Raw genomic sequence first — 7,914 nt, forward strand, 5'->3', positions numbered from 1 at the left:
GCCGCGGGCCTCAGAAAGTGCTGGGTAACCAGTTGATCACTCGTGGCCGAGGCCGCCGGTGAGGCGTCGGGCCGCTTCGGTTTCGACGGGGCCGCGGGGCTCCACGGTCCCGCCGGCGAGGCGGGCGGCCATGAGCCGGATCACGGCGACCTGGATCATGGCTTCGACAAGCGCCGTCTTGCGCCCGCAGTCGCGGGCCGGCCATCCGCACCGTCCCAGTCAGAAGAATGTCCGCTCGGCCACCCACCTGCGGGGCGGCACCTGGAAACCCGTCACGTCCGCGGTGCGGGGCACGGGGGACGGTCTCCGCGTTCTCGCTGTCCGCCGTCCAGCGGATCAGCCAGGTCCTCCCCGGCATCCACACCCGCCTGGCCCGTCGCGGACTGCTGCCCGCCGAGCACCTGGTCGACGCCGGCTACACCTCCCTGCCCCACCTGGAACAAGCCGCCCGGGAACACCAGGTCACCGTCTCCGGGCCGCTGACCAGCAATCCCACCCGCCTGCACCGCCGAGGCGAGGGCTTCGCCAGGGCCGATTTCCACATCGCCTACGACCGCCAGCAGGTCACCTGCCCCCAGGGACAGGTCGGCGCCGGCTGGCACGGCCCCTACCCGACCCTCCTCACCCACCGCGGCCCCGCTGATCGTGGCCAGGTTCACCAAGAGCCAGTGCCGCCCCTGCCCAACCCGCGCGCAGTGCACCAGCACCGCAGACGGCGCCCGCACGGTGGGCTTTCCCCCGCGAGAACTCCGCGATCTGCAACTCCGTTTCCGGACAGAACAGCAGACGCCCCCATGGAAGGGCCGCTACGCGATCCGCTCCGGAGTGGAGGGCACAGTCAACGAGTTCGCCCACGGACACGGCATGCGACGCTGCCGCTACCGAGGACAGGGGAAAGCCCACATCCAACACGTCCTGACGGCCATCGCCGTCAACATCGAGCGCCTCAGCAAACTGCCGCCTGCTGAGAACGCACCCGCGCCCCGCCGACCGACTGCCTTCCAGGACTACCTCGACCAGCGCGAGTTACCACTACCGAAATCCTGGCGAACCCTGGGCACCTGACCTCGACCACTCCAAGATCCCCGGCAGAATCAAGCTCACGCGTGGAGCAGCACGGGGAGCCGGAGGTGGCCGTTGGAGATGAACGACGGCAGCGGCGCCAGGGGCTTCTCCGGCTCCGCGAGCCGCAGGCCGGGGAACCGGCGGAAGAGGGCCTCAAGGGCGACGACGGCTTCCATCCTGGCCAGCGGGGCCCCCAGGCAGTGGTGCACCCCGTGGCCGAAGGCGAGGTGGGTCCGGCGCGTGCCGCGGGTCACGTCGAACGCGTCCGCGTTCCGGCCATGGACCTCGGGGTCGCGTCCGGCCCCTGCCGGCGAGACGAGTATCGCGTCCCCGGCGGCGACGACCACACCGCCCACCTCGATGTCCTCGACCGCGTACCGCAGAGGGACGTGGAAGCCGGGAGGGTCGCACCGCAGGGTCTCCTCGACGACGTCGTCCCAGGTCGCGGCACCGTCACGGACGAGCGCGAGCTGCTCGGGATGCCGCAGCAGGTTGTGCACGGCATGGTCGAGGAGGTTCACCGTCGTCTCGTAGCCCGCGGAGATGACGAGAAGGACAGTGTCCACCAGCTCCTCCTGGGTGAGGCCCCCCTCCACCTCCTCGTCCCGCGCGGCGATCAAGCAAGTGATCAGGTCGTCGCCCGGCGTGGCGCGCCGGAAGTCGACCAGGGCGTTCAGTGCCGCGTAGAGCTCGCCCACGTTCCGCTCCACCGTCTCGGGCGGCACGTCCGTGAGAAAGGTAAGGCCGATCGCGTCCTGGAGCTGGCGGCGCGCCTCCTCCGGAATGCCGAGCAGATCGCAGATGACCTGAACGGGCAGAACAGCCGCGAAGGCTTCTCTCATATCCACGGCCTCGCCTTCCGGGACGGCGGCGAGTTCCTCCAGCAGCAAGCCGGTGAACTCCTCGACCCGCGGTCTGAGTCCACCGATCCTGCGCGCGGTAAACGCCTTCGCGGTGAGCTTTCTCAGGCGCTTGTGATCCTCGCCGTACGCGGTGATCATGCTGCGCACCGAGACCCACAGGGAAAGAGGCCAGCCGGCGGGGACATCGCCGTCGATCCAGACCGGCCAGTGCTGCTCCGCGTCCTTCGAGACCCGCGGGTCCGCCATCAACTGCTTGATCTCCTGATACCCCGTCACCGACCAGACGACAATGCCGCCGGGCAGCACGACCGGGGCGACGGGGCCGTGCCTGCGTATGCGCGCGATCTCCGCGTGCGGATCCGCGCCGAGGGCGTCGAGCCGGACAAGGTCAGGGGAGATGACTGCGGACTGAACGTTCACCGGTGTTCCTGCTCTCCGTAGGAGGGTGGCAAAGAAAGGACGCCCCTCCAATTCCACGGGAAGGACGCGGGCGATGTACCAGGGCTCAGCAGACTCCATTTCCCAGCCCTCGTCAATAGGGTCTGGAATCCTCCCCGGCATTACTCACGGAACAAAATGGAGAAGGCCATTTCGAGCAGAAGGACGAGCGGCCGGAAACCACCTCTTGCGCGAAAGGAAAACGCTCGCACACGACACCACCGCACAGGAAACAACGCCGTGATCCCGGACCGTTCACGCACCACACCGACCCGCACACCCCACCCCACCGAGCACCCCACCGGAAGAGAACCGAGGGAAGCAACGCCGAGGAGAACCGAGGGGGCGGTCTGGGGCATCACTGCCCTCCCTCTCCCTGAGAGGTGTTCACGGCGCCGGCCCCGGCAGGGGGCCCGTGCGCGCGCACGTCGCGCGGACCCGCCGCCCGCCAACTGCCCGGCCCCGCACCCGGCGACCCCGCCCCCGGGCCATGCCCTCGACACAAGGCAACAGCCACACCCGCCCGCCAGTCGGCAACCCCACCACAGGACCACAAAAAAACGGGAGCATGCCGGGCCCGAGAAAGACCACAGGAACGTACGAGACACCCACCGCCACCTTCACCACGACCCCTCACCGCGCGGACGCGCTCCACCCGGGGAATCCCCCGCCCGGCCGGCCTTCCTGCCGGGAGAACCTCCCCTCCCGGAGAGCCTTCCCGCCCGGGATGCCTCCTCGTTTCGGGAGGAGGCGCCCCGGGCGGTCGGCCCAGCCGCCGTACCGCCCCGCCCTCAGCGCGGTCCGATCTGGAACCCGACCCCGCGCACGGTAAGGATCCAGTCGCCCGATCCCAGCTTGTTCCGCAGGCTGCACACATGGGTGTCCAGGGTGCGCCGGGACCAGGAACCGGCCCAGACCTCCTGCATCAGCAGCTTCCGGGGCACCACGCCCCCACGGTGCGTGGCGAGGAGATGGAGGAGGTCGAACTCCTTCGGGGTCAGGTCGAGCAGCCGACCGCCCAGGGTCGCCCTGCGCCTCTCCGTGTCGATACGGAGTCCGCCACAGGCCGTGACGCGACCGCCCGACCCGCCCGGCCCGCCCTGGAGAGGAGCCCGCGGCCTGAAACGCCGCATGACCGCTTCCATCCGCGCCATCAACTCCTGCAGCCCGTAGGGCTTCACCAGGTAGTCATCGGCGCCGGCGCGCAGACCCAGCACCCGGTCGAGTTCACTGCCACGCGACGTCACCGCGATCACAGGGATGTCGTCCACCCGCCGGATACTCCGGCAGACCTCCAGACCGTCCAGATCGGGGAGGTCCAGATCGAGAAGGATCAGATCGGCCTGCCCGTAGACACGCAGAGCAGCGGTCCCGGTCACGGCGCCCGCCGCCCGGTGCCCGTGACGACGCAGCGCGCGCATGAGAGGGTCCGCCTGGCCGGGATCACTCTCCACCACCAGAACACGCCACCCTCCGTCCCCTTCACCACCCCGCACCCCCGACGGCTCAGAGTCCGGCAACGACCCCACACCCGGCGGCGACCCCAAGCCCGGCGCCGCCTCATGGCCCGGCGACAACTCGGAGTCCCACGACGAACCCGCACCCGGCGACAACTCGGTGCCTGGCGCCGGCTCGTGGCCCGGCGACGACTCCGGATCCGGCAGGCCAGGAGCGTCGCCCGGCCCCCCACGCACAACCCCCCGCCCTCCGCGCATTTCGGGAACACGGCGTGCAAGCAAGCCTGTGTCGCCAGCCATGGCTTCATTTCCCCTCGTATGGACCCCACACAACCCGTCGCCCAACTATAAGACGCCAGAGAATGTTTTTGTCAAAGGCCTCTACTCGAACGAAAAGTTGCACTTCGCCCGGTTATAGCACCACGAGAAACGGGCATCCTTCCCTTTCGGCCCATAATGAATTCCAGCCAGCGTGGCGAGAAAGTCGACACAAAACCTCACATAGGGAACATAGACCCCAGCGGGCTGGCATCAAATGATTCTTCTTAGTACTGATGACTCCATGGTGACGTCACAGCCGATGCATGATCCCGAGCAGCCGCACACCCGCCGCGCCGGGAAGGAACGACAGGAACGCTCCGTCCGCACCCGAGGAGCCCTCCTCCGTGCCGCAGCCGAACAGTTCGAAAAAAACGGCTACGAACGGACACGCCTGAGCGAGGTGACCAACAGCGCAGGCGTGACCAGCGGAGCCCTCCACTTCCACTTCCCCAACAAACGAGAACTGGCCGACACCGTCGAACAAACAGCCCTCCACCACCTCTACAAAGCCGCGGACCAAGCCCGCCGCACCCGGAACAACGCCCTGCAGACACTGATCGACACCACCCACGCCCTCGCCCGCACACTCCGCCAGGACGTCATCACCAGAGCCGGCCTACGCCTCAACAACGACGCAAACGAACACGGCCACCCCAACCTCCACCACACCTGGCAAAACTACGTCCAACAACTCCTCACCCAAGCCGCCACCGAAGGCACACTCACCCCCCACACCTCACCCCAACAACTCGCCAACACCATCACAGCAACAACAATCGGCCTCCAAACCCTCGCCCGAAACAACAAGAACTGGCTCTCCCACCAAACAATCACCAATGTCTGGCACCACCTCCTCCACAACACAACAACGCCCGCCCCTCTCACCGAACTACACCTCAACGGCACCCATCACACACCACCCACCCACCACAACAAAAACCAGCCCTGACCCCAACATCGACAGCTATCGCCCACACCGGCCCCAACCCCAGCACAACCCACAACACAAACGACAAGCACCAACCCCGCAGAAGAAGACCTCGGAAAGCAGTGCATAACCCGAAAAGCAGATCTGCTGCCACCTGACATATGGCACTTGAAGCAGAATCTACCGGTTCACAGTTATTGACCTGGTGACGCCACCGAAAAAATAAACGCAAGCAGCACCCGAGCGACTTACCGAACGAGCAACGGACATTGACCGAGCCGCCGACCACCGCAAAAGAGAGCAGGCACCGGCCAGCCAGTAGCCATGAAGACACCCACCACAAGCAGGAGACCACCAACGCGATCCCGCACCAGGAACAACCCCCTGCGAGCAAGCCCGCCTTCCGCACGACCAGCCACAAAAGAACGCGACCTACCACCGCCTCACAGGACCCACGCGAGCGACACCGACACGCCCGGACCACAACCCACCACGACGACCACTCCATCAAACTTCCGCAAACAAGAGCCCCGCACCCGAGTCCACAGCCACGCTGTAAATCCCACACGAACAGGAGACAACCGCGAACAAACCAACACCGAGACCAACACGGAAGAAAGACCGATACACGCCCGACATCAAATCAACCAACACGCCACACAGCGAATACCACACCATTTTTCTCCGATGTAGCTTCGTTCACTCTGAGGGGCAGCGCTTTATTCGCCAATATGGGCGGCAGTTGGTGATCGACTGGCTTGCTGATGTTCACGAGAATTGGTACTGCCCAGGTTCTGTGACGCGGCCACGCTGAGACCGCATGTGAGACCTGCCGTGTCCCGGCGCGGCAGGGGGCGCTGAGTCATACGTGAATTGCTCTGGGGGCGGGTATCCGTCGGACCTGGCGGATGAACAGTGGGCACTGGTCGAGCCGCTATGGTCGGCGGCGAGGGCCCGCCGAAGGGTGGGCGGCGGGAGAAGCACTCACACCGGCGGATCGTGGACGCGATCCTTTACGTGGTGCGGACCGGGTGCGCCTGGCTTGAGGTGCCGAAGAACTTTCCGCCCTGGCCCACTGTGTACTGGTACTTCAACTGGTGGCACGACGACGGAACCATTGAGCTTCTTCGAGTTGGCCACCGATCGAGTGATTGCGACTGAGTGCTTCAGTGTCGAGCGGGCGGCTGCAGCGTCCGGTGCCAGCAGCTTGGTGAGCCGGGACAAGGGTCCACTCGAGCTTGTCGGCCTGAACGCCAACCTGGCGGCAAGGCCGGTGAGCGACGATCAAGCTGTTGTCAGCCGCTGGTTCTAAGGTCGGCCCTATGACATCAGACCTGGTCCAGGACTCATGGACTCGCATAGACGCGTGGCTGCGCGAGCACGCGCCCCGCACTTTCGCCACGCTTCGGCCGCCCGCAGGAGACGAGGAGATCGCGGCAGCGCAAGAGGAACTGGGGGTCACCTTTCCTCCGGACCTGGTCGCTTCACTCCTCCGGCACAACGGGGCGCTGGAGGGGCCTGAGGCTTTCCGGTTCAGTACGGGTGACCGGCTGCTCGGAGTGAGCGGAACCCTCGGGGATACCGAGTTCATGCGCGGCATCGACCAAGGCCCCGACGGGGAGGCCGAGGACTACTGGCTTCGCAGCTACGTAAAGTTCGGTTCCTATGACGTGACGTCGGACGGTCTCCTGATGGATTGCCGTACTGGGCGGGACTCCTTCGGTGCGATCGGACGGTTCTTCGACGAGACCGGCACCAGATTTGGGCAGGCCGACTCGCTGGGTGGGTATCTGGCCGAACTGGCCGACATGCTTGAGCGCGGTCAGGAGGCTGGTGTCGTCACCTTCAACGGCCGACTGTTCTGGGAGGCGCCTCTGCCTGCCAGGCCGCAGTGCAGTGCCGACGAGCCCCTTCCCGCACCGGATGAGCAGCTGCCAGAGCTGGACCTGTCCCACAGTCCCACCGACCTCCTCCACGTGAGCCACCTGGACGGACATGAGGAACTCGGTGCACTGATCGCAATCCTGCCGTATGAGCACGTGGTTGAGGCCGCGCGGAAGCAGCTGCGCAGACTGGCGGTCGAAACGGGGTTGAACAACTACCCGGAGGTCAAGGCAGCCCTGAACGCGTGGGAGCGTGGTGTGGCCCTACCGCGGCCGGACCAAACCGGCCCGCTCGCCTTGCGACTCCGCGCGGTGCTCGCACAGGCCGACACCGGCCGAGACGTCACTCGCAGGTGGGCCGCGGAGAAAATAGCCCTCGGGATCTGGGGATCCCCCTATAGATCCGTGTGCGAGAGCGCGGAGACCCGGAGTCACTTCACTCTCGACTGGCGTGCGGATCTGCATGCGGACCTGGGCCATCCGCCAATTCCCCCGATACCTGACGACCGATTTTGGGGGGCGCTGCGCAACCCCGCCATCGACTCCAGTTGGTACGCGGCCCAGTACACCCAAGATCAGGACTGACCTCAGGGTTTCGGTTCACCGTGAGCGCGCCAAGCGGCGGTTATCGCCAGACGAAGCGTTCACTGAGCTTCTTCAGCGCTGCCGCTCCAGCGTGAGGATGGCCTTGAGGATTGACGTCAGGATGGGAACGCCCTGGCGCTCGCAGATCTGGATGATCCGGTGGATGCGGGCGGCGGTCAGGTCGTGTGTGCGGCCCGGCAGGAATGGCGAGAGCCACAGCAGTCGGCCGCAGGGGCCGGTGACGACCTGCACGTTCACACCGTGGCGCCGGTGTTTGTGGGAGTAGTCGGCCCGGCCGTCGCCGACCCGGTCGCACTCGGCGAGGGTGCCGTCGAGCAGGATGAAGTCGGGATCGTGCTCGCGCAGCGTCTTGA

At 66.3% G+C, this 7,914-nt stretch carries 6 protein-coding genes and 2 pseudogenes; 4 read left to right on the forward strand and 4 right to left on the reverse strand.

Translation table 11 applies throughout. The features are described from left to right. Positions 1-36: 36 nt before the first annotated feature. Positions 37-340, reverse strand: a pseudogene (locus ACFWEP_RS27850) (IS5/IS1182 family transposase); the annotation flags it as partial. Between the two features lie 305 nt (positions 341-645). Between ACFWEP_RS27850 and ACFWEP_RS27855 the strand changes: the two are divergent. After that, positions 646-1,065, forward strand: coding sequence for a transposase (locus tag ACFWEP_RS27855; RefSeq protein WP_387373997.1), 420 nt, complete (start codon positions 646-648; stop codon positions 1,063-1,065). A 35-nt stretch (positions 1,066-1,100) separates the two neighbouring features. Here ACFWEP_RS27855 and ACFWEP_RS27860 read toward each other — a convergent pair whose 3' ends face one another. Together ACFWEP_RS27860 and ACFWEP_RS27865 are read right to left on the reverse strand one after the other, a co-directional pair. After that, positions 1,101-2,348 carry a cytochrome P450 gene (locus ACFWEP_RS27860; protein WP_387373999.1) on the reverse strand — a complete coding sequence of 416 codons (1,248 nt, stop codon included), beginning with the start codon at positions 2,346-2,348 and terminating at the stop codon, positions 1,101-1,103. Positions 2,349-3,157: 809 nt separating this feature from the next. Further along, positions 3,158-3,823, reverse strand: a complete 666-nt coding sequence (locus ACFWEP_RS27865; protein WP_387374001.1) for a response regulator — start codon at positions 3,821-3,823, stop codon at positions 3,158-3,160. Positions 3,824-4,385: 562 nt separating this feature from the next. Here ACFWEP_RS27865 and ACFWEP_RS27870 point away from each other — a divergent pair. From ACFWEP_RS27870 to ACFWEP_RS27880, 3 genes are all read left to right on the forward strand, one after another. Further along, positions 4,386-5,093 carry a ScbR family autoregulator-binding transcription factor gene (locus tag ACFWEP_RS27870; protein WP_387374003.1) on the forward strand — a complete coding sequence of 236 codons (708 nt, stop codon included), beginning with the start codon at positions 4,386-4,388 and terminating at the stop codon, positions 5,091-5,093. Between the two features lie 915 nt (positions 5,094-6,008). Then, positions 6,009-6,233 carry a transposase gene (locus tag ACFWEP_RS27875; protein WP_387374005.1) on the forward strand — a complete coding sequence of 75 codons (225 nt, stop codon included), beginning with the start codon at positions 6,009-6,011 and terminating at the stop codon, positions 6,231-6,233. Positions 6,234-6,394: 161 nt separating this feature from the next. Beyond that, entirely contained in the window at positions 6,395-7,540 is a 1,146-nt protein-coding gene (locus tag ACFWEP_RS27880) for an SMI1/KNR4 family protein (RefSeq protein ID WP_387374007.1), read from the forward strand. A 108-nt stretch (positions 7,541-7,648) separates the two neighbouring features. Here ACFWEP_RS27880 and ACFWEP_RS27885 read toward each other — a convergent pair. Further along, positions 7,649-7,914: pseudogene (locus tag ACFWEP_RS27885) on the reverse strand (transposase family protein); the annotation flags it as partial.

It is taken from the genome of Streptomyces sp. NPDC060198 (assembly GCF_042728415.1).
GTDB lineage: Bacteria > Actinomycetota > Actinomycetes > Streptomycetales > Streptomycetaceae > Streptomyces.

Coding starts and splice junctions, on each gene's coding strand:
- ACFWEP_RS27870 (WP_387374003.1), top strand. CDS start 4,386: ATGGTGACGTCACAGCCGATGCATGATCCCGAGCAGCCGCACACCCGC.
- ACFWEP_RS27875 (WP_387374005.1), top strand. CDS start 6,009: ATGGTCGGCGGCGAGGGCCCGCCGAAGGGTGGGCGGCGGGAGAAGCAC.
- ACFWEP_RS27880 (WP_387374007.1), top strand. CDS start 6,395: ATGACATCAGACCTGGTCCAGGACTCATGGACTCGCATAGACGCGTGG.